The following is a 22407-nucleotide window of genomic DNA, read 5'->3' on the forward strand; positions in this document are numbered from 1 at the left end:
CGACAACTTTCTGTCCGGGCGACTGACCCAACATCAGGGCGAGAAACCCGTCTTCTAAATCCCTAAAAACTTTACGTTTAATTATCCAGACCTAATTAACTGCTGAAAGCTATTCAAAAGAAGCTATTCTGTGTTAAAATCCCAAGTGTATCAGATTCGGTTGCAGGCTTTGTTCATTGCTACAGAATTGTCTAAAAACTTGCCCTTCTGTATCGGCAGGGAACTCTCCGAAACTGAACTCTTTGCACTGTCTAATTTTTGGAGTTATTCCTCATGTCGATATACGTCGGTAACTTATCCTACCAAGTTACCCAAGAAGACATCACCACCGTCTTCGCCGAATACGGAACCGTTAAGCGAGTACATCTACCTACCGACAGGGAAACCAGTCGCCCCCGCGGCTTCGGTTTTGTAGAAATGTCAACAGACGCAGAAGAAGATGCAGCGATTGCTGCTCTCGACGGAGCTGAGTGGATGGGTCGCGACCTCAAAGTCAACAAAGCTAAGCCCCGCGAAGATGAAGGCGGCCGGGGCGGCGGCAACCGGGGCGGTGGCGGCCCAGGAAAATTCTCTCGCGGCGGCGGAGGCGGAGGCGGAGGACGTTATTAATTTCCTAAGATCGAGAGTAGAGATTTGAGAGTAGCAGCAGGCGATCGATCCGATCTAGGTCCGAACCACCGTCCGAACCACTTCCAGTCTGGTCGATCCCTACCCCTAATCTTCAATTTTCCCGATCGACCGCATTAAATAGATTTCTTGCATAAATATTCGATCGAGCCGGTTAACCGCAGATTTCGAGCGGATCAACATCGATCGACGCAGATGATTCAATCTTGTCTGCAATTGAGTGCAAGAAGTGTAATATACCAAAAAGCCAGGGGCCTAACCCTTGGCTTTTTGGTATGAACGTATCGGATATGAGCCAAAAACCTGCCGGACAAAGCCCTTCAAGTGGCTCTACTGTTTTAATCGTCAGGTTCGATGCTGCTGATCAATCCGTGATTGTTGAGCGTTTCAGCGTAAAACTCCGCGTGTTCGAGAGCGCAAACAATCACAAGTCCCAGCCCGTTAGTGTGGGCTTCCATCATCACATTCACAGCCTGTGGCTGAGTCATACTCGGTACCGTCGCCATCAAAGTCTGCACCACGTATTCCATCGGATTGAAATCATCATTGTGCAGCAAAACCCGGTAGCGCGGCGCAAGCTTGCGGACTGTAGAACGCTTTTCAATAATTTCGACAGACACTAATCTATACCTCCTGACTTGTAAAATGTTAAAATTTGTGAATAATCTTGAGCCGGATTCTTCCCCCGTGCAAGACTATCCCACTTTCAGCTATTTTATTGAAATCTGAAAAATCAGACAAGGCGGTACTCGCGATCGCTCGCTCGCGGCGAACCCAACACCAGACGCAGCAGGAGTGTCCCCAGCCTGTAGCCACGACCTTATTAAGGCCATACTATGACAAAAGCCCGATCGGTTAAAAATAAAAAACTACTACCTGTTGAGTCCCCAGAACAGACAGAATCTAAATAATATGAAACGCAAACCTAACTCCTACAGAGACGACGCATTCCGAGACGAAGACACCAGCTCATTGGGCGGACAGTCGCGGCGTCAACCTCAGTCCGGCAAACCTTCTTTCCTCAATTCTGCCACCATAGGGATTTTAACAGCCGTTTTTATTCTAGGAATTGGGATTGGCATCGCCTTTAGCTCCACAGCTACAATTAGCCCAGAAAACGTAGCATCGCGCGAATTTATCGATCGCAGCGCCCCGAACCCAGAACTTTGCGTGCAGTTTGGAGCCAGCGCGATGGTAACAGATATGCGCGTCTACCTCACCCTCAACCCCTTTAACGTCTATATTTCGCAGCCGAGTATGCGCCCTGGATGCGTCCTCCGAACCAATAACTGGGCAATTCTCGAACAAAGAAAACTGATCGACCAAAACCAAGTGCGCGAGTGCAAAAATCGGATGAACACCTTTGGCTTCACAGGGCCCCTGGAAGGTCAACCGCAAATTAACTGTATCTATCAAAACGACGGCGCTAAAAACCTGTTCCTCAACCAACCGGGTTCGATAGCTCCAGCGGTTGAAGGTCAAAATTTCTAAATTGCCGATATAGCGGTTTTTGCTCGTCGATTGAAGGGAAAATTTTTCTCTTCACTCGACGAACAATTGCTTGAATCTTTGATCGATACAGAAACCGCCGAGGGTGGCAGATGCGCGGCTCGAGGCAGATTATTTTTAGAGAGTTTTTACGAGCGGTGCAAGATGTTTCTTTTTGCTTTTTCCCTCGAACTTCTTACTTTTTTACGATCGAAAACTGAACGGGGAGCAGCGACGTAAGTTGTGGTAACACCTGCGGCTGCTCCAGCCAGTAAGCCGATGCGGGAAAAGCCGCTACTGGCTTTTCCCGCATCGGCTTACCTTTGGCGATCGCCCGGAAGCGGTTCCCCAAAGGTAAGTATCCGCTTTTGGGGTGCTTCTATTGCCGAAATTTGAGGTTTTAGACTGGGTACAGCCGCAGGTCGTACACCCGAACGTTCATTGAGGCGAACACTCACTAAAGGCACTGTTATCGGTCGGATTTGGTCATTTGTAGTTGGTATCGGTACAGAATTGGCAGGGAAATTCGGCGAAACAGGAGATTCTGGGCGATCGACCTCTGTTGCAGCAGTTGAGTTAGAATCTGTCGGCGGCTGGTTTGACGGTGCTGGTGTTGCAGTCTGGAGTTGAGTTTCGGGAGTTTTTACGAACTGAGCCGGTTCGATAGAGGGACGCAACACCCAGCGATTTTCTACCCCGATTCTTTGGAATTGAATTTGTTCGCCGTTGAAAGCTGCTCCTGGAGCCAAATTTAGGACAATTCTCGTGGTTCCGGCGCGAAGTTGAGTCACGCCTACAGAACGCACTGCGCCTTGCGAGTATAGTTGAGTTGCGTCCACTCCGATCTCTGTATTGGGCAAATCCACAGCAATTTGATTCGGGTTGAGCAGAGAATATAGGGGAGTTGTTCCCTCTGGGAGAGTAATTTCTAGCTGATTTGTGGCTGGATCGAATTTCCAACTTGTGACTGTAGAAGCGTTGGCTGGTTGGAGTGTTATTTGCAGGATCGCAACTGTGGTGGCGGCGGCGCAGGCTAAATTTGCAGCGATCGACACAGAGCCTGACAGTGAGGGTATCATGTAGGTTTAAGGATAATTTTTTTTAGTAAAGATATTGCGGGCGATCGAACTGTTAACGGCAAGCGCGGTTTAACGCTGAAAGTTTAGCATTAATTGGTAATTGGTAATTGGTAATTGGTAATTGGGGAATAGGAAGTTATACAAAGCAGCTTGATACTCCCCACCGATGAATCGGGGGGATTCTTGATGTATTCCACAAAGGGACTTTCAAAGGCGTTAACAAAGCACCTCTACCCACTTAGATTGGACGAATCCAAACCTTGCGTATACTTTTAACTTTTTTCGGTTTTCGGAGTCCATCACTTATGCCAGATAGGTACGCTCAATAATTCACTGTTGCTTGTTTGGTCAGGCTACGTTCAGGCCGAGACGAACCAAAGAAAGGAGTTTCACCTTATTAAATTATTTCAACACGTAGATGGTTGTTCTTAATCGCTGTAATTAGTCTACCAGTTTGTATTAAACCGTGCCATATTTTTAGGCGACTTGCATTCGCAGCCGCGTTCCTCCCCATGTCGGTAGCCAAGGGCTTCCAGCTCGTTTTTAGGTGAAAAACTGTTTCTACAATTGTTGATGCTAAACCAACGATATTTCACGGGCAGATCTCCCGCCGGACAAGGTAATGCCGTTTTTTTAAATAAATATTGCCTCTGATTTATATCTAGCAATATTTTTCAAACTTGGTACTCTATCATGTTCTGTCGATTACCGGAATACAAAAAGTTCGAGCGTGAGGACTGAAGTCCTCACGCTCGAACCTTAATCCGCTATTGGATTGCGGACTAAAGTTCTTACTACAAACCTTTGCGAGTTTTGTTTTATCTCGGTTGAGTGACAAAATCCAGGGCAGTAATAGCATTGCTAGGCCCAAAAACATTAGCCAAAACCTCCCCAGTGGCAGCAACTTGCAGGACATAACCGTTGGCATCCCGCGAGTTAATTCCCAAAGACTCAAAACTTAAGCCGTCGGCGAGGACAAACTTGTCGGTTCCTACTTCAAAATTAAGTATAGTATCGATGCCGCTGTTGCTATTTAACACAAATCGATCGCTCCCGCTACCTCCAATTAAAGTATCCTCTCCCCCATCGCCAAACAGCCAGTCATCCCCTGCGCCTCCATTGAGAATGTCGCTATCTTTCCCTCCATGAATCGTGTCGTTACCGTCACCGCCATTAAGGGCATCTTGCCCTTCATTGCCGTAGAGAAGGTCGTCGCCACTGCCACCGTTGATGCAGTCTTGCTGACCGTTTGCACCCACCGGGCCTAGCTCGTTTTCTCCCCGATCGCCAAAAATGGTATCGTTGCCATCATCGCCGCACAAAATATCGTTGCCGTCATCGCCATAAATCAAGTCGTTGCCGGCATCTCCGTGCGCTAAATCGTCATCCTTGCCGCCCTGAATAGTATCGTTGCCAAAACCACCGCCGAGAGAATCGGAACTCTCGCCGCCGTTGAGATAGTCGTTACCATCTCCCCCAAACAACAAGTCGCGGCCGTTGACATCGGTGACTAACTGGTTTGCCGCACCGCCGTAAAGGGAATCGTCTCCCTCGTCGCCGACAATGGTGTCAGCACCGAGTTCACCCCAAATTATGTCGTTATCTTTGCCGCCGTAAGCTAAATCGTTACCTTTGCCGGCAAAAATGCTGTCGTTACCGCTACCGCCGCCAATGATGTCGTCGGTGTCGTTGCCGAAAATTAAGTCACCTTCATCGCTAGCATTTATGCTGCCTTGGGGATTGCCGTAGTCGCCGACGATCGTATCAGAACCTTTATTGCCATAGAGAGTATCCGAGCCGGTTTCGCCAAAAATGCGATCGCCCCCTTTTCCTCCAAATACCACATCCCGACCGTTACCGCCTAGCAAAGTATCGTCGCCCTCTTGGCCGTTGAGCAAGTCCTGGCCGTTGCCTCCAACCAGAAAATCTTGCCCCTCCGGGTCGCCGTCTAGGGAGTTTTGGACTCCGCCGAACAGAGAGTCGTCTCCGCTGTCACCGTAGAGGCTGTCCGAGCCCTTGTCGCCCCAAATCAGGTCGTTTTCTTTGCCGCCGTAAACGGTGTCTGCGTCTTTGCCCCCGTAAACCGTGTCATTACCTTGAGTGCCAGCAATGGCGTCGCTGGAAGAACCGCCGAAAATCAGATCGCCGTCGTTACCAGTCAAGTTGATGTTGTTGCCGTTGTCCCCGACGATCGTATCGGAACCGCGATCGCCGTACAATGTGTCGGAATTGCGATCGCCAAATATGCGATCGTCTTGTTTGCCCCCGAACACCACATCATTTTCTTTGCCCGCGTAAACGATGTCGTTGTTTCTACCAGCAGCGATGAAGTCTTGCTGTTGGTCTCCAAAGAAGATATCGGAGCCACCTTCGCCTAAAAGCGTGTCGTTGCCCTCAAAGGAGACAAACAGTTCGTTAGTGTCGTTTCCTGTTAAATAATCGTTTCCGGGAGTCCCGAGGACAGTGTTTTCGATGTCAATGAGCGCGGAGGCGCTTGACTCGAAGTTGAGTATTGGGGAAGGCTGGGGTTGGACAAATGCGATCGGCCTCAGCAGGGGCAAGGGTTCGCAACCGCAACCGGTATCCGGTTCGGGAACTCCAGCGAAAATAGGAGTCGGAGTCGGCATCCCCGGAGTCGGTGTCCCCGGAGTCGGTGTCCCCGGAGTCGGTGCGCCCGGAGTCGGCATCCCCGGAGTCGGTGCGCCCGGAGTCGGTGCGCCCGGAGTCGGCGTCCCCGGAGTCCCCGGAGTCGGAGTCGGCTCGCTCGGAGTCTGAGTCGGAATCGGAGTCGGAATCGGAGTCGGAATCGGAGTCGGAATCGGAATCGGAATCGGATTCGGATTCGGAGTCCCCGGAGTCCCCGGAGTCGGAGTCGGAGTCGGATTAGGATTCGGAGTCGGAGTCGGAGTCCCCGGAGTCCCCGGAGTCGGAGTCCCCGGAGTCCCCGGAGTCCCCGGAGTCGGAGTCCCCGGAGTCGGAGTCCCCGGATTCGGAGTCGGATTCGGAGTCCCCGGAGTCCCCGGATTCGGAGTCGGATTCGGAGTCCCCGGAGTCGGATTCGGAGTCCCCGGAGTCCCCGGAGTCGGATTCGGAGTCCCCGGAGTCCCCGGAGTCCCCGGATTCGGTAGCCCCGCTAGGACGGTGGTGATGACAGTGGCCCTAGACTCGGAACCGTTGTTGTTGGTCTGTTCTGGGTCAAAAGTGGTCGATCGGCTACTGGAGGTATTTTTGATGCTGCCCGTTTCTGGAACGACTAATGTTACCTGGCGATCGGTGTTGCTGCCGCTAGCCAAGCTGGGAATTATTGGGAAGGTGACAATCCCCGTCACTGGATCGTAAGTGCCGTCATTGGATGCCGTGACTATCTTTAAACCGGGAATGATGCTGTCTGTAATCACTACATTTTCCGCAGCATTCGGCCCATTGTTGGAGGTAGTGATAGTATATGTCACCAAACTGCCTGCCTGAGCCGATGTGAAGCCGTCCTTGACTGTAACCAGATCGGCGACTGCACCGATCGCCGTAATGACTTGCCCCCCCGGCTCACCGGGCGCTGCGATGACCGAGCCGTTGTTGTTTGTCAGGTCGGGGTCAAAAGTGTCCGATGTACTCGAAACAACGTTGAGGATGCTCGTCAGCGTCGGTGGCGGTACAAATCTGATCGTGCGGCTCTGGCTGCTGCCGCTGGCTAAAGTCGGGATCGGGAAATCGATCGTCCCTGTGGTTTCGTTGTAGGTTCCGCCGTCGGACACCGTGACATTTTTTAAACCGGGAATCAGGCTGTCGGTGATGACTACGTTGGTCGCGGTACTAGGGCCGTTGTTGCTAGTAGTAATTGTATAAATCAGCGTATCGCCCGCCTTGATGGTTGCCGGAGCAGTCTTTTGGGTGACAATATCGGCGACTGCACCGATCGCCGTAATGACTTGCCCCCCCGGCTCACCGGGCGCTGCGATGACCGAGCCGTTGTTGTTGGTTGGGTTGGGGTCTGTAGTGTCCGATGTACTCGAAACCACGTTGAGGATGCTCGTCAGCGTCGGTGGCGGTACAAATCTGATCGTGCGGCTCTGGCTGCTGCCGCTGGCTAAAGTCGGGATCGGGAAATCGATCGTCCCTGTGGTTTCGTTGTAGGTTCCGCCGTCGGACACCGTGACATTTTTTAAGCCGGGAATCAGGCTGTCGGTGATGACTACGTTGGTCGCGGTACTAGGGCCGTTGTTGCTAGTAGTAATTGTATAAATCAGCGTATCGCCCGCCTTGATGGTTGCCGGAGCAGTCTTTTGGGTGACAATATCAGCCCTGGGACTGATGCTGGTGGACACGGTAGCGCTGGGGTCGGTACCGTTGTTGTTGTTAGGAGTCAAGTCGGGAGTGATCGAGCTACTTCTGGCGGTGTTGCTGATGGAAGTTGCCGTCAGGGGTACTGTGAAGCCGATCGTCCGGTTGACTGTCTCACCGTTGGCGATCGCCACGGGTGGGAAGGTAACAATTCCTGTCACTGCATCGTAAGTGCCGCCTTCCGATGCCGTGACTCCCGTTAACCCGGGAACGATGCTGTCAGTGATGGTTACAGCTTGTGCCGGACTGGGGCCGTTGTTGAGTGTGGCGATGCTGTAGCTGACCGAGCTGCCGGGGACAGCAGTGGTAGAGCCGGTTTTGGTGGTTGCCAGATCGGCGTTGGGCGTAATAGTTGTCGTAACACTAGAGTTGGTCGGAGTTCCCTCTTTGTTGGTGGTGGAGCCGTTGTTGTTACTGGCGATCGGGTCGGGAGTCGTCGATCGGCTCCGAGCCGTGTTGCTGATGGTGTTAAGCGTGGCTGGCGCAACGAAACTGACGGTGCGGGGTTCAGTCGCCCCGTTTGCCAGCGTCGCCACCGGTGGAAAGGAGACAATGCCGGTTTGTGCGTCATAGCTCCCGCCGTTGGAAAAGCTGACTCCTGTTAAACCCGGAATAATGCTGTCAGTGATGGTCACGTCGATCGCTGGGTCGGGCCCCCTATTAGTCGTGTTCAGCGTGTAGGTGACGGTTGACCCGGCTGCAGCAGTCAGATTGCCACTCTTGGTAGTGACTACATCCGCGACTGTATTGACAATTGTGGTAAAGACGACACCAGGCCCATCGACTTGTCCCGGCGGGAATATAGCGGTGTTGTTGCTGAGGTCAGGGTCGAAAGTCGAGCTATTGCTGAATGCAATGTTAGAAAAAGTGGTACCGACAGGTAAATCAGACCGCACATTAACTGTCACGCTGTAAGTGAGAGTCTCGCCCGGATTGAGAACGGGAACTACAGGCCAGGTGACAGACTTCGTTTGGTTCTGGTAAGTGCCATTATCCGAGAGATTGAGAATTGGCGGGTTTCCGGGGGGAATGAGCAGTTCAAAAGGTATTTCGTCTTGAATCTTGACGTTTCTAGCCGGTGCTGCCCCTTTGTTGACCGTTGTAATCGTGTAGGTAATGCTGCCGCCTGGCTTGATGAACGCAGGGCCGGTCTTGATCGTGCTCACGTCAGCCGAGATAGTCGGAGGATTTACCGTCTCGACTACCAGGTTTTGAAGTTCGTGAATGTTGTTGGCACCTCCTGTGGAACTGCCAAAACCAAATTTGAAAATTGGCGGTACTGGGCCGTTTTTGGTTGCCAAGTTGGGGATGTCGATCACTGTAGTTTCGTAGGTGTCGTCAAAATCCCTATCGAAGGCAACGGTGAGGCGATTGGGATCCACCTTGTCGTTAGATGGATTTAGGGTAACTTGAACGGCTCTTTTGGCTGCATTGCGCTCGCTCGTGAAGGTATTGCTGAAATTAAAACTGCTGCTGGTACCAGGGCCACTAAAGTCAATGCTCGTAGGAATGTTATCGATGCCGAAGGGAACGATCGCATTTGTTAAAAACGAATAACTATTTGCTTGATTTCCTCTAATAGTTACTGAATCAGGTCTGAAAGAACCAATAGAGGAGCCGGGAATCGAAGGAGGCTCCGGGCCAGAGCGCCCTTCTGTGGATGTTGAAAAATTGCCAAACTCGTCAAGCCCAATGCCTAAATAACCTCCGTCAATACCGGGTGTACCCGTTCGTGGAGCATAAGCCAGAGAACCGCCATAACCCCCAGTCCTGGTTGGGCTAACAGTGCCATCAATCAAGAAGAAACCCAGCCCGTCTCCTGGCTGAGGACTAATAAAGGGTTGCGGAGACTGAAATTGCTCGCTTGAACCGTAGGAATAAAAATCAAACTTAACTCTGATACCGTCGGTTGAAGGAATGGGGTTGTTGTAGATGACGAAGGCTTCCCGGTTGTTTACTGCTGGAGTTAATCGCAGAGCGCCATCGCCTGGAACACTGCCTCCGACAGCCGGAAGTATGCCGGATACAGTCCCTCCGGTAATGCCGGGGATATCTTGAGAAGATGCTGGTCCCCCAGCCGGATTGAACAGCGCACCGCGTGTTCCCCCGTAAATCCAAGGCCCCCTAACTGTGGCGTTCTTGAAAGTTTCGTTAACTAATGTGCCTAGGGTGTAGCTGTATGCTTCGAGCGCTACTTTTTCAATGGCGATACTCGCCTCGATTGCCCCTGTCGCAAATTCTAATTTCCAATCGCCGCCTAGTGCCGCACTCCCCGTCAAGTTGTCGGAGGCTGCAATATCTGCACCACTAATTGCCTTCAGCCGCCGCACGAAGGCCCGGCCGCTTTCTCCGGCTGCGACGCTGCACCCGCACAACAAGATAGCTCCTCTCTCGCTGAGGCTTTTTCCCCACTGCTGCAACAAATGGCTGTAGGTTTCTATGTTGTCGCTGCTCAGGGCGATCGACCCTAGTTGCACTGCTGCTTCTCGACCATGAGAAATTATTTGCAGGCTGTCTAAATTGCTACAACTAGCCAGAATTGTAGTAATTTGCTCGACTCCATCCCGCTGCGAGTCGAGTATAAATACTTCTGTACCTGCTGTTGCTCCGCTTGCCAAGCTGTCGTATTGCTCTACTCTGGCATCGAGGAACAGCACATTTTTTACACTCCGGGCGATCGGCGATTCTGTTGCTGGCAAAAATTCTGTTTGGGAGTTCCCAATTCCCGCGCTCTCATCATTTTTTGAGGAATACAAACACCAGTCTCTATTTACTTCTTGTATTGTTTGAGCGGTATGAATTGCTGTTATTCGGGATTTTTTGTTAGTAATACTTGCGGTGGTATTACTTGCTTTTTGGGTTGTGAAAATTGGTTTGTTGCAGATGCTTTGCATCGTAGAATCCCCTAAATAATAATTGCCGTAAGATGCCCGTTTCAAGATGATAGCGATATCGGAAAAAAAGCTTGGATTGCAGAGTTATCAGCTCTGTAGCTTGAATGTAATCGAGAGCAAGAGGCTTATTTTACTCAGCACAAAGCTGTGCTATCTCGCTCTTTGATAGCATTGCAAATATAGTCGGCGCAAGCGCTGAAGATTGGGAAGTTAAATTCCACCAATCTATCTATTGGGAGATATTTCGCATTCGATTTTGGCGATCGAGTGTATTTTTATACCCGCATTTTTTTACATCCGGCAACGGACAATAACAAGAATTCTCAAAAATTTATTTTATGAGGTTTCTGTCGATCGTCCAATGCAGTTTACGGGTAGAGAAATTTCACTATTTCTGAACTAAGAAACCGGGCTTGACAGACAAAAAGAGTTCCTTGCAGCCCTCACTCCCGGTAAAAAACCCGGTTTCTTGGGTTTTGGTGCGCTAGCCCCCTTCGCAATCGCCCAAAGAGATTAATTAAGGATGGGATTGCTAGAAAGCGGCCGGGACATAATTAGACCGGCAGCATCCAAAACCTGCGATTAAACTGAAACATACATACCCTGTAGCGACGAGGTGTCTTAAAAATTTATGAGTTGCAGTCTGGAGACAACAATTCTGGTTTGAGACTGCGTTTATTTGCACAAAAACAGATTGGTACAGCTAGCAAGAAACTTCTCACTCAAACTGTCAACTTATAGTCTTCTAGCGAGTTTATGTTTGAGGTTAATGGTCGGGACAATTGTTTGTACACAATTTTTCATGATGTTTTGCAGAAATCGAGTTGCAGATGTGTTCGTCAGCTACTGACGATTTTTATTCGCTCATTTTTTCAACTGCAGGAGGGCGTCTAGGAGACTAGGAACTGGCTTGATTCCTAGATTTTTCGCCACGAAACTCAGATTTATTCTCTAAACCTGGTTTTTGCGTGCAAGTCCTCAACTAGAAAAGCACCGCATCGCAGTCTGCCACTTATAGCAACTGTAACCAAGCAATACTGCTCGATTAATTTTTAATTGCTGAGTTTTGGCACGGCTTGTGCTGAAAAAGATCCAACAACAATCCTTACACTTAAGTACATACTAACTTATCAATTACTGCATCAGCAAATTTACGTAGATAGTAGCCCTATTACAAGCTATATCTTTTCACCGCGAACGTCAAGAGTTCTGGCTCGGTAGTAGCAACAATCAAGACATGGCCCTGAAGGGTTGACTGCACAACGGATCTAATGAGAGCGGGCGTTGTACTCGCGATCTCGCCGATCGCATAACCGAGGTCTTCTACGTAAGTGCGATCGACCGTTGCTAGTTGATTTCGCGCAGGTATGTTTGCTACCGCCAGCCCGGCCGCTGCAATTTGATCTTGGGCTTGGCTCTGGCCGATCGCATCACCCACAAAGACAGCAGCGACGGAGCTAAACCTATGAAAATAATCAAGATAGCAGTTAGTACATTTAGTCAACTTGTGTGGGGAATATTTTCTTTAATTTAGGCGATCGACAACAGAAAATTATCCGCCGAAAGACGGTTTTAAATCATAAAAGTTCCCGGCAAAGTTTCAAACTTGCCGGTACGTTAGCCGTTTGCTGGCTGCTACTCGCGGGAGAGCGGTTATTTTACCAAACTAGACAGGAGAAACCGGGTTTAGTTCAAAAACAGACAAGCCCGTAATAGGTTCGCTCGTTCGGACTTCAATCCTCTTTAAATCAGAGGACTAAAATCCTCACTACGAACGGTTGGAAAAAATCCGGTTGCTATCAAAAACCAAAACGGTTAAACCTTAGCAACATCCGCCGCTAAATCCATCAATGTACTAGAAGCCTCCACCTTCGCAATATCCAACAAAGTCTTTAAAACCGAATCGGGATTCAAACTAATCGAATCAATTCCCAACTCCACCAAGAATCGAGCAAACTCAGGATAATCGCTTGGTGCTTGACCGCAAATCCCAATCTTGCGATCGTACTTTTTCGCCGCTTTAATGGCAATTTCTATCATCCGCTTCACAGCTTCATTACGTTCATCAAAAATGTGGGCGACTAAAGCAGAATCTCGGTCTAATCCTAATGTTAGCTGAGTTAGATCGTTAGAGCCGATCGAGAATCCGTCAAAAACTTGGGCAAATTCATCAGCAAATATGACATTGCTAGGCAATTCGCACATCACATAAACTTGCAAGCCGTTTTCACCCTTGACTAAACCGTGTTTTGCCATCTCAGCCAAGACTTTTCGGCCTTCCTCCGGCGTGCGACAAAACGGAATCATCGGAATCACATTTGTCAAGCCCATTTCGTCGCGAACTCGCTTCAATGCTTTGCATTCCAAAGCGTAAGCTTCGCGGTAATTCGGGTCGTAATAGCGAGAAGCGCCGCGCCACCCGATCATCGGGTTTTCTTCTTTAGGTTCAAACTGCCGCCCTCCCAAAAGATTAGCATATTCGTTGCTCTTGAAATCGCTCATCCGCACGATGACAGGATTGGGATAAAATGCGGCGGCGATCGTGGCAATTCCGCAGGCTAATTTGTCTGTAAAAAAATCTGGTTTGTGTTCGTAAAGTGCTGTGAGTTTGCCAATTCGACGCTTGACGGATTCGTCGGTCAATTCGTCAAAGTGAATCAGTGCCAGGGGGTGCGTTTTGATGTGGTTGGCGATGATGAATTCCAGCCGCGCTAAGCCTACACCGTTGCAAGGAATTGCTGACAAACTAAAAGCTTCTTCTGGGTTGCCGACATTCATTAAAATTTGAGTGCGGGTGCGGGGCAAATTGTCGATCGCACTTTCTTGTATTTCAAACTCCAATAAACCCGAATAAACTTTGCCTTCATCTCCTTCGGCACAACAAACAGTAATTTCTTGATTGTTTTGCAAGACTGTCGTAGCGTCGCCGGTGCCGACAATTGCGGGAATTCCCATTTCTCGGGCAATGATGGCAGCGTGGCAAGTGCGGCCGCCGGAATTGGTGACGATGGCGCTGGCTTTTTTCATAATCGGTTCCCAATCCGGGTCAGTTTTGTTGGTGACAAGAACTTCTCCAGCTTCAAATTCGGCGATTTTGTGAGAGTCTAAAATGATATGGGCTTTGCCTTGTCCGATCGCTTCGCCCACGGCGCGTCCCGTTGTCAAAACTGTGCTGGAACCGTGCAATTTGTAGTTCCGCAAAACTGTGGCGGATTTTTGTGATTGTACTGTTTCCGGTCGCGCTTGGACGACAAAGAGTTCGCCAGTATTGCCGTCTTTTGCCCACTCGATATCCATCGGCGTGTAGGTTCCGCGGACTTGGGAGTAGTGGTCTTCGATCTGTATTGCCCAACGTGCTAGTTGCAGAATTTCGTCATCGTTAATGGCGTATTTGCCGCGTTCTTTTGGCGATACTGAGACGTTTTTGGTGTATTTTGAACCGCCAAGATCGTACACCATTTTGATGTCTTTTGTACCGAGAAGTTTGTCGAGAATTGGGCGGAAACCTTGTTTTAATGTGGGTTTAAAAACTAGGTATTCGTCGGGGTTTACGGCTCCTTGAACGATATTTTCTCCTAATCCGTAGGCGGCGGTAACTAATACGGCATTTTTGAAGCCGGTTTCGGTGTCGATGCTGAACATGACGCCGGAGGATGCTAAGTCCGATCGCACCATTTTTTGCACGCCGACGGATAAAGCGACTTCTAAGTGGTCGAAACCTCGGAGTTGGCGGTAGGAAATTGCTCTGTCGGTGAAGGTGGAGGCGAAGCATTTGTGGCAGCATTCGAGCACGCCGGTGCAGCCGTGAACGTTGAGGTAGGTTTCTTGCTGTCCGGCGAAACTCGCGTCTGGTAAGTCTTCGGCGGTGGCGGAGGAACGTACTGCTACGTCGGTGCCCTCGCCGTAGCGATCGCACAATTTTTCGTAAGCATCGGCGATCGCCGCTTGCAGTTCTTCTGGAAATGGTGTACTCAGAATCAATCCGCGCGCTTCCTTGCCTTTTTGTTGTAGGTTGTGCAGGTTTTCTACGTCTAAATCAGCAAATATTTCGCGCAATTTTGCTTCTAAACCCCCCGCAGAGATGAAGTAACGGTAAGCGTATGCTGTAGTTGCAAATCCGTTGGGGACGCTGACTCCTTTGGGTTTTAGCTGTTGGATCATTTCGCCCAAAGAAGCATTTTTACCGCCTACTAATGGGATATCGGCGATCCCGACTTCATCAAACCACAATACTAAGGATTTTTCTTTGGGAATTAAAAGTTGTTGTTGACTTGCTAATTTTTCTAGCATGAGTTTTTTCCTCTCAACTTCATTTCTGTTCTGTCAGTTGATATAGCCTTTCAAGCTCTCATATGAGGTACTATCCGGCCTAGGGCATACCTCACTGTTTTAAGAACCGCTATATGAGATTTGAGATTGTACCTCTTCCATTCATTCACCAATAATCTGAAATAGCCTGGATCTGTGTCGATTCGCCTTTCATCTGGGGTTTATATCAAATCCTCTCTTCAGCGAAATAGTAAATTCACTGTTGACTGTTGACCGTTGACTGTTGACTGTTAACTTCATTTGAATCCACAAGCTTAAACTCTCGTCTCAACTTTTGGATCTATCGCGAGTTCTACCTTCAACTTGTGTATCGCTTTTGGGCTGGGGCGAAAGACAGTCAACAAAAAGCTGTCAACTTTTTAAGGTATTTTTTCGCGAAGTTTATCGAGTTTTTTCCTAGGCTGTATCCAGCAGAGTTTTTGATTGCCTATATTTCAATATTATCACTTTTTTTTATAAATAGCAAGACTGGTAGAAAAAAAAATCATTGCAAAAAGTTAAGAAATGGCTGTGGGGATTTTATGTAAGCTATTATAAAAAAAAACTGGCGAACAGATGAATATCTAAGATAGTTGCCACGGTTTTTTTGCACTGACCGCGCTGTGCGGGGACAGGGCTGGGATTGTGTTGGTAGCCGAATCTACGGGCAAAAAAGAATTTGTTGCTGGGGGCGATCGCCCAAAAAACACAACACCAAGCAGCTTTGTTTATTAAAAAAACCGAACTTCTCAAAACCGCAACGCAAAAGTTTGATTCCTGATTGGCTTAACCTAATCGGAGCGCAAACACTCGTTCTAGAGTATTAGATTTGAGTTGCCCTCAATGGCTTTCAATTATTGAATTATCTGCCTCGATCTGTGTCGCACCTTGGGAAATCTGCGGTTAACAGAGCGATCGAGTATTTATGCAACTTAATTCTATTGTATAACCTTTGTAATGGGTTACTGCTAATAAAAATTGTCAACTGCGAGCTTTTTTTTCTATGCTCAATTACCTTTTTCCCTACGAGCTGTAACTCATCTTATCTTCCAAAGGCTGTAGTTGTTAAACTCGCAGTTTTTCAACTTTGAGTAGCGGTATTTTGGGGTATTCAATTATTTATATGCTATAATAGTTAGCTCGACTGCCTTATGACAAAAAACAAGGTATATGATATCAGTTTTGAACTCAACCGGAAAGAAAAACGGCTTTAAAGTTCTCTTGGTCGAAGATAATCAAGCCGAAGCCGAGCTGATCGAAGAATTATTATTAGAAAGAAACGTCAGGAGACCAGAAGCGCAAAGGCTTTCTGTAAGCTGTACAGACCGTCTCAGCACAGCGCAGCAACTGTTGAGCGGCGAACATTTTGATGTGATTTTACTAGACCTTTCCCTGCCAGACAGCCAAGACTTGAGTACAATTGTCAAGATACAAGAATACAGCCTCAATACTCCGATCGTCGTATTGACTGCCCGCAATGATGAAGAACTAGCCGTGAAGTCAATTCAAGCAGGAGCTCAGGATTATTTAGTTAAGCGAAAAATTGACAGCGAATTATTAATGCGATCGCTCCGCTACGCAGTCGAGCGGCAGCACAACCAAGAAGCTTTGCAAAAAAGTGAAGAAAAATATCGCTCGGTAGTCGAAAATTCCCTTGTCGGAATTGCGATTATTGCTCCTCCTATTTCCCCCTCAGAACCCGAAAAATGCGAGTGGTTGGAAGTTAACGATGCTTTGTGCGATTTGCTGGGATATGAGCGCCAAGAACTTCTGCATGGAAATTGGGAACGGTGGGGTTTTCCTGAAGATTTGCAGGCCAGTTTAGAGCAGTTAAATAAAATTTTAGCAGGGAAAAGTGAAGGCTATGTTTTAGATAAAAGGTGGCGCAAAAAAGACGGAACAACTATTTATACGAGAGTTTCGCTGCGCTGTATTCGCGGCAGAGACGGCTCGATCGACCGGATGATTAAAATAATTTTGGACGTGAGCGATCGCTACCGCTACGAAGATGAATTAAAAGCATCAAAAGAGTTTTTGAATCACACGATCAATGCTACTCCCGATCCAATTTTTGTCAAAGACGAGCAGCACAGGTGGGTCGTATTAAACGAGGCTTTTTGCGAGTTGATGGGCAAAAGGCGATCGGAACTGATTGGGAAATCTGGATACGAGTTTTTACCGGCAGCACAAGCAGATTTTTTTGAACAGCAAGACCTGGAAGTTTTCAAAAGAAGCCAGCCTCAAGAAACAGAAGAAATCTTTACTGATTCCGCAGGCAAAAAGCGGATTATATCTACAAAAAAGACAGTTTTCAAGAAAGCCAACGGTACTAAGATGTTGGTCGGAACAATGCGAGATGTGACCGAGTACAAGCGCCAGCAAATAGCGCTGCAGGAAAGCGAAGCTCGATTTCAAAAAATGGCAGCCAACGTGCCAGGAATGATTTATCAATTTCGGCTATCTGTTGATGGGAAAAAACTTTTTTCCTATGTTTCTTCCGGCAGTATCCAGCTCTACAATTTAAGACCGGAAGAAATCGAAGAAAATGCGGATTTGCCTTTTGCGAAAGTCTATCCTGACGATATCTCAGACTTCCAGCGATCGATCGCAAATTCAGCGGCAACTCAGCAAGCTTGGCAACACCAGTGGCGGCAAGTTGTGGGAGAACGAGTGAAATGGCTGCAAGGCGCTGCGAGACCGGAAAAACAAGCCAACGGCGATATAATTTGGGACGGTTTGGTGATGGATATCACTGAATTAAAAGAAACCCAGCAAGAGCGCGATCGCTTCTTTAATATTTCCCTAGATTTACTTTGCATAGCAGGTTTTGACAGCTATTTCAAACGCTTAAACCCCGCTTGGTCAAATGTATTAGGTTACAGCCGAGCCGAACTTCTGGCCAAACCTCTTCTAGAATTCTTGCATCCCGAAGACCGAGCAATAACTAGAGCTGCAGTAGAAACATTAAAAAACGGCAACCCGGTTATTAACTTAGAAAACCGCTATATTTGCCGTGATGGTAGTTATAAATGGCTGTCGTGGACGGCATCGCCCTTTGCCGAAGAAGGTTTAATTTATGCAGTGGGCCGCGACGTGACATTGAGCAAACAAGCTGAAGCTGAATTACGCAAAAGCGAAGCCACCAACCGTGCTCTTTTAAACGCGATACCCGACATGATTTTTCGCTGTCGCGCCGACGGTACTTTGGTAGACTTTAAACCCGCAAAAGACCTCCAGACTCTAGTACCGGCAAACATATTTATTGGCCAAAAAGCACAAGACATATTGCCGTCTGCTTTTGCGGAAGAAATCTTGTCCGCTAATCAACAAGCCCTCGACACAGGCGAGATTCAAGTTCTAGAATATCAACTGCCAATTCAGGATGCAGTGTGCCATTTTGAAGCGAGAATTGTCTTCTGCACGGATGACGAAATTATCGCGATCGTCCGCGACATTACCAGCCGCAAACGTTTCGAGTCAAAACTCCAGCGACAAGCCGCAGCAATGGAAGCCGCTTCCGAAGGCATCGGTATTGTCAATGCCAGCGGAGAGGTGATTTATGCCAACGCAGCTAAACTCAAAATCTACGGTTACAATTCCATCGAAGAAATGTTGGGCAAAAGTTGGAAAATGTGTTATACAGGCGCAGAACTTGCAAGGTTTGAGGGGGAAATTATGCCGACTTTAGCGCGGCAAGGTTATTGCAGCACTGAAGCTGTAGGCTGCCACCGCGACGGCTCTCAATTCCCTCAAGAAATCTCGCTGACAGTTCTGCCAGACGGCGAAATAATTTGCATTGTTCGCGATATTGCTGCGAAAAAGAAAGCTGAAGCAGAGTTACAAGATAGCAAGCGGTTTGGTGCTCGAATTGCTGAGGCAAGTCCTAATATTTTGTATGTTTGTGACTTAATAGAACAAAAAAATATCTATGCAAATGCTTCTATTTATCACATTCTCGGCTATACGGTAGAGGAGATTTTGGCGCTCGGGCCGTGGATGCTGTCAAGTTTCATCCACCCGGAAGATTCAATCAAAATACCTGATTATTTACAGCAAGTCGAAACGGGCACGGAAGGGGATATCTTTGAAATTGAATATCGAATCAGGCACAAGGATGGTTCTTGGCGCTGGATCGTGAGCCGAGATACTGTATTTGCGAAAACAGCAGACGGAAAGTTAAAACAAATTCTCGGCACGGGAACTGATATTACAGAAAGCAAGCAAGCAGAAGATGAAATCAAGTTGTTGCTGGCAGCAACTCAAGCAATTAGTCAGTCGGCAGATTTTCACAGCGCCCTCCCGGATATTTTGCGGTTGTTGTGCAATGCGATCGGCTGGGATTTTGCGGAAGCTTGGATACCTGCGGCTAATGCTAGTGTTTTGGAACACAGCAAAACTTGGTATGCTAGCGATCGCGATTTAGATAGGTTCGGCAGCGAAAGTAAAAAAATTAGATTCGCCGCCGGAGTGGGAGTACCCGGACGGATTTGGTCAACCCAAAATGTAGAATGGATAGAAGATATTTCTGTAGCCACAAATCATCTTTTTGCCCGATCGCAAATGGCGGCAGCAATCGGATTGAAAGCTTGTTTCGGAGTGCCGATTCGCGCTCAATCTCAGGTGCTGGCAGTTTTACTATTTTGCAAGCGTTCTCGCTCGATTATGGAACCGCGCGTAGTAGAGTTGGTCAAGGCGGTAGGGACTCAGTTGGGTTCTCACATTCAGCGCAAACAAGCCGAAGAAGAATTGCGTAAAAGTGAAGAACGCTGGCAGTTAGTTCTCAAAGGTAATCAAGACGGAATTTGGGATCTGAATCTTCAAACAAATGAAGCTTTTCGATCTGCCCGCTGGCAAGAAATTATCGGTTACGCAGAGGGCGAAATGGATAGTTCCAACAGCGAATGGATCGATCGCATCCATGCAGACGATCGCTCACGAGTGCAAGCAGCGATCCAAGATTATCTCGATCGCCAAACCCCCCATTACGCCGCCGAATACCGCTTGCAGTGCAAAGATGGCAGCTACAAGTGGGTGCTAGCCCGCGCTCAAGCCGTGTGGGACGAAGCCGGAAACCCCCTGCGGATGGTGGGTTCGATGACGGATATCAGCGATCGCAAACAAGCAGAATTAGCTTTGCTGCAAGTCACTCAAGCTGTCGAAAGTACCAGCGACGCGATCGCCATCGCCGACTTAAAAGGGCGGTCTCTTTACCACAATCAAGCCTTCATTCAACGTTACGGCTACAGCGTGGAAGAACTCAACAATTTCGGCGATCGCGCAGCCCTTTATCTCCGGCCTAAAACTTACAAACAAATCTATAAAAACATTCGCCAAGGTCGCTCTTGGTGCGGCGAAATTGCGCTGCAAACTAAGAGCGGTGAAGCTGTTACCGCCCTGGTGCGAGCCGACACTATTAAAGATAAAAATTGCCATTCTATCGGCTTAATTGCAGTCATTACCGATATCACCCAACGCAAAGAAGCCGAAGCACTTTTGCACCAGCAATTAAAGCGCGAACAGTTGGCAACAGCCATGATGGAACGCATTCGTTCTTCTCTCAATCTCGAAGAAATTCTCACCAACGCTGTCGAAGAAGTGCGACATTTTTTGCAAGTAGACCGCACTGTTATTTACCAATTTAAGTCGGATTGGAGCGGGTTTATCGCTGTCGAGTCGGTAGCTGAAAATTCCCTACAAATTCTAGGAACAGAAATTTACGACCCTTGTTTTGGAGAAACCTACGCTGCTCTTTACCAAAACGGCAGAATTAGAGCCATAGATGATGTTTACAATGCCGGCATCGCCGAATGCCACTTGAGTTTGTTGAGTCAGTTCGAGGTGAGAGCGAGTCTGGTAGTGCCGATTTTGCAAGGCGAAAGCTTGTGGGGGCTGTTAATTGCCCACCATTGCACGGGCCCGCGTCCCTGGCAAAAACTGGAGGCAGAGTGCCTGAAACAATTGGGGGTGCAGTTGGCGATCGCGATCCAGCAATCGACCCTATTTGAACAAGCACAAACCGAAATTGCCGATCGCAAACAAGCAGAAGCCGCCCTGCAATTAGCCGCCGAATCCGCCGAATCCGCCAATCGCGCTAAAAGCGACTTTCTCGCCAACATGAGCCACGAATTGCGGACACCTTTGAACGGGATTTTAGGATACATTCAACTGCTAAAAACCGATCGCAATTTAACGGCAGATCAGCAGGAAAGTCTCAACAGCATCCACCAGTGCGGCAACCATCTGCTAACGCTGATCAATGACGTTTTAGACATCTCAAAAATCGAAGCTAGTAAAATGGAACTGTCACCGATAGACGTGCATTTTCCCAGTTTTCTTAAAAGTATTGTTGATTTGTTCCAGATGCGGTCGCAACAAAAAGGAATAACCTTTAACTATGAGCAAGGATCGGCGCTGCCAAACACAATTTTGGCTGACGAAAAAAGGTTGCGCCAAGTTTTGATTAATTTGCTGAGCAATGCAGTTAAGTTTACTAACAGCGGTGGCGTAACATTCAAAGTCGGTTATGCAGAAAATCCGGTAGAAAAACCTCCTCAAATTAACAGCCTAAAATCGAAATTAGCACATAAAATAATCAACTCAATCGCGAATTTAGACGCGCCGATGGCAACACAAGAAGCGGACAAAGCGATAATTTCAGCAGCCAATAAAAAGCAATTACGAGTTGCTAAAATTCGCTTTCAAGTCGAAGATACTGGCATGGGCATCGGGCAGGATAAATTAGAAGAAATATTTTTGCCTTTTCATCAAGTAGGCGATCGTAGCAATTTCGTCGAAGGTACCGGACTGGGGCTTTCCATCAGTCAAAAATTAGTCAATATGATGGGCAGCAAAATTCACGTTCAAAGTACCTCGGACAAAGGCAGCATATTTTGGTTTGATCTAGACTTGCCCGCAGTCGCCGAGTCTTCTCAACTCCCCGCCCCGCAAGAAAAACGCCGGCTTGTCGGTTTTAGCGGCCGCCAGCGGAAAGTGCTGATAGTGGACGATAACGAAGTAAATCGCGCCATCCTAAACAGGATGCTTTCTCGTTTGGGTTTTGAAATCGCCCAAGCCGTAGACGGCGAAGACTGCTTGCAAAAAGCACAGGAATTTCTACCGGATATAATTTTAATGGACTTGTTGATGCCGGTAATGGACGGTTGGGAAGCTACCAAGGTGCTGCGACAGTTGCCGGAATTAAAAGATGCGGTTATCCTTGCTTTATCTGCTAGCGTCTACGAGATTACGAGGCAAGAGAGTATACTTGCAGGTTGCAATGATTTTCTCACCAAGCCGATTCAAACTAACGATCTTTTAGAATTATTGCGCCTGCATTTGAGATTAGAATGGATTTACGAAGACGGAACAGGAACCAAAAAACGGAAAGCTCAAACTCCCAAAATATCATCTGAGATTGCTGCTGCTGACTCAACAATAGTGTCTCCTAGCTCAGAGTCAATCTTGGTCTTGTTAAGATTGGCTGCAATGGGCGATATTGAAGCTATTCTGGAGGAAATTGCTAAACTCGAACATTCAGATCCGACATTAGCGCCTTTCGTCGATCGCCTGCGGCAACTTACTAAAGGATTTCAGCTCAAGCAAATTCGAGACTTTTTGAAGCAACATTTGTCCTAACATTGAGGGTAGTTAACAGAAAATTTAAAATTAGTTAA

Annotated in this window: 9 protein-coding genes; 3 read left to right on the forward strand and 6 right to left on the reverse strand. The window is 48.0% G+C overall.

Annotated elements, in window-relative coordinates; translation table 11 throughout:
- Nucleotides 1-273 precede the first annotated feature (273 nt).
- Nucleotides 274-609 (forward strand): RNA recognition motif domain-containing protein, encoded by a 336-nt coding sequence (locus tag QUB13_RS11175; RefSeq protein ID WP_333089492.1) that lies wholly within the window; start codon nt 274-276, stop codon nt 607-609.
- A 356-nt stretch (nt 610-965) separates the two neighbouring features.
- Here the strand turns inward: QUB13_RS11175 and clpS are convergent, their stop codons facing one another.
- Nucleotides 966-1247, reverse strand: coding sequence for an ATP-dependent Clp protease adapter ClpS (gene clpS, locus QUB13_RS11180; protein WP_333089491.1), 282 nt, complete (start codon nt 1245-1247; stop codon nt 966-968).
- A gap of 292 nt (nt 1248-1539) precedes the next feature.
- On the opposite strand from clpS, the gene QUB13_RS11185 reads away from it, so the two are divergent.
- The gene (locus QUB13_RS11185) at nt 1540-2118 is read left to right on the forward strand and encodes a DUF3172 domain-containing protein (protein WP_194008307.1); all 579 of its coding nucleotides are present in this window, start codon (nt 1540-1542) and stop codon (nt 2116-2118) included.
- A 193-nt stretch (nt 2119-2311) separates the two neighbouring features.
- Here QUB13_RS11185 and QUB13_RS11190 read toward each other — a convergent pair whose 3' ends face one another.
- The 5 genes from QUB13_RS11190 to ppsA form a co-directional block, all read right to left on the reverse strand.
- Complete coding sequence (locus tag QUB13_RS11190; protein ID WP_333089485.1) at nt 2312-2467, reverse strand: hypothetical protein; 156 nt, start codon at nt 2465-2467, stop codon at nt 2312-2314.
- On the reverse strand, nt 2433-3194 hold the full coding sequence (locus QUB13_RS11195; protein WP_333380633.1) for an AMIN domain-containing protein: 762 nt from the start codon (nt 3192-3194) through the stop codon (nt 2433-2435). Before QUB13_RS11195 ends, QUB13_RS11190 begins: the two co-directional genes overlap by 35 nt.
- An 818-nt stretch (nt 3195-4012) precedes the next feature.
- Nucleotides 4013-10426, reverse strand: coding sequence for a DUF4347 domain-containing protein (locus tag QUB13_RS11200; protein ID WP_333380636.1), 6414 nt, complete (start codon nt 10424-10426; stop codon nt 4013-4015).
- A 1171-nt stretch (nt 10427-11597) separates the two neighbouring features.
- Entirely contained in the window at nt 11598-11930 is a 333-nt protein-coding gene (locus QUB13_RS30435) for a hypothetical protein (protein ID WP_442922154.1), read from the reverse strand.
- Nucleotides 11931-12241: 311 nt separating this feature from the next.
- Nucleotides 12242-14716, reverse strand: coding sequence for a phosphoenolpyruvate synthase (gene ppsA, locus QUB13_RS11210; protein WP_333380638.1), 2475 nt, complete (start codon nt 14714-14716; stop codon nt 12242-12244).
- A gap of 1188 nt (nt 14717-15904) precedes the next feature.
- Here ppsA and QUB13_RS11215 point away from each other — a divergent pair.
- On the forward strand, nt 15905-22369 hold the full coding sequence (locus tag QUB13_RS11215) for a PAS domain S-box protein (protein WP_333380640.1): 6465 nt from the start codon (nt 15905-15907) through the stop codon (nt 22367-22369).
- Nucleotides 22370-22407: the final 38 nt, after the last annotated feature.

It is taken from the genome of Microcoleus sp. B4-D4, assembly GCF_036705185.1.
Lineage (GTDB): Bacteria > Cyanobacteriota > Cyanobacteriia > Cyanobacteriales > Microcoleaceae > Microcoleus.